Genomic DNA, 1542 nt, shown 5'->3' with positions numbered 1-1542 from the left:
AGGCATCGACCCGCGTACAGGCGTGCTCCGGAATTTCCTCGCGCAGGACGGGAACCACCTCCCGAGTGCGCAAGCCCTTCACCTCCAGCATCACCAGGTCCCCGTGCGTGCCTCCACTGCTCACCGAGCCCACCTCTTCCCTGGTCTGCTCACAGGTCACGGACCACCGTTTCTCGAAGCCATGGAAGCCCCTCCCCTCCCGGATTTGGCCCCCTGGGAACCAGACCAGGCCGAGCGCCTTTTCGACCTTCAGCGCCCTGGACGTGGCCGAGTACGCGTCGAACTCAGCCATTTTTCCTCCCGACCCGCGTGGGTGCTGGCTTTGCGGCCGATTTGCCTTTCCGTTTCTGGGGTGTGACCGGGGATCCCGACCCCCGTGTTACATGGGGGGGTTGATCGCCCTTCGCAGTGCTCACAGGAGAGGTGCGTCCAGGCGTGCGGGCGGGCGCGCGTCGCTGCGCTGCCGTGCGTCCGTCCGCTCGCCCAGACGCACCCTTCGCGCTACGCCGACGAACTTGCTCAATCTCCCCCAGGAGGCTCTCGGTTTGCTCATCGAACAGGTCATTGACCAGGCCGAGGTGCTCCTCCAGCTTGGACTGCGCAGCATCCAGGTTGGCCGCCATACGGGTTTTCGCTTCCTGGGTGGCAGTCTGAGCAAGGGCAATGACCTCTGCCATACGCTCCAGGACGGGCTTGGCTTGGTCCAGGAGCTCAACGATGAGGGACGACTTGCTCTGCCCTGTCAGCTCGCTCAAGCGGCGGATAGCCGCGTCCAGAGGCGGAGACAGGGTGATGGTGAGACGCGGGTTTTGTGTAGGCATGTGCACTCCTGGCTGATGCACCGTAAGGTAGCCAGGTTCACCACTTTTCGCAAGGTGCACCGCAGAAATAGCTTGCATGGCGCGTGGTGCGCTGTCGCGATTCGGGTACAGAAGCCGCGAATCCGACCGGCAGCATTGGCCTATCCCCTGCTTGCATGGGGGCTAAGGCGCCCCCATACCCTGCGACTAGCTACCGCGTTTCTTGCCTGCGATCTTGGCCCTGTGACCCTCGATCAGATTGCGGCGTACCGACTCCCAGTCCCCGAAGACCTCGATGGCCTCCAAGAGCGTGGGCGCAGCCTGGGCGCAGACCCACTCCCACCGCTGGGCGAAGTCCGTATCCTTCTTCACACCCGCCGCAGGGAATGCCCCTGTTTCGAGCGAGAAGGCCCTCTGCGCGATTTTCCGCGTCCACCCCGATGCACCCCACACCTGGTCAGCAGAAAGCGTGCTGAAGACCCTCCTAGCGTCTTTCTGAGGCCTTACCTGAGCCTCCAAGCGAACCCAATCCCATCGACAGGCGGAGCGGTAGCCTGGTTGCTTGCCCTTCTCGTAGAGGCGGCACCGGACGGGGCTGCTGTTGGCCCCCAGGTACATCGTCCGACCATCCTCCGGGAAGTCCCAGTCCCCTCGCTTCTCACCCTTGAGGCCCTGCTCCTGCTTGACCTCCGCCAGGATGCCCAGGAGATCGTCCCAGGCACCAGGGCGATCGAAGTCGACA

At 64.0% G+C, this 1542-nt stretch carries 3 protein-coding genes; all 3 read right to left on the bottom strand.

The window, feature by feature from the left end; genetic code table 11:
- Positions 1–292: hypothetical protein (locus K206_RS0136630; RefSeq protein WP_029044470.1), on the bottom strand; the 292-nt coding region annotated here is incomplete at its 3' end.
- Entirely contained in the window at positions 285–821 is a 537-nt protein-coding gene (locus K206_RS42450) for a hypothetical protein (RefSeq protein WP_081651645.1), read from the bottom strand. The genes K206_RS42450 and K206_RS0136630, both read right to left, overlap by 8 nt.
- 186 nt (positions 822–1007) lie before the next feature.
- Positions 1008–1542 (bottom strand): replication initiation factor domain-containing protein (locus K206_RS0136625; RefSeq protein ID WP_029044469.1); only part of this gene is annotated, 535 nt, incomplete at its 5' end.

Origin of the sequence: Cupriavidus sp. WS (assembly GCF_000395345.1) — a bacterium.
Lineage (GTDB): Bacteria > Pseudomonadota > Gammaproteobacteria > Burkholderiales > Burkholderiaceae > Cupriavidus > Cupriavidus basilensis_B.
Note: the sequence above shows the minus strand (reverse complement) of the source record. Positions and strands in the feature narration are given on the sequence as shown.

Bases quoted from the DNA above. Each gene is read 5' to 3' on its own strand.
- K206_RS42450 (WP_081651645.1), bottom strand. From the start codon at position 821: ATGCCTACACAAAACCCGCGTCTCACCATCACCCTGTCTCCGCCTCTG.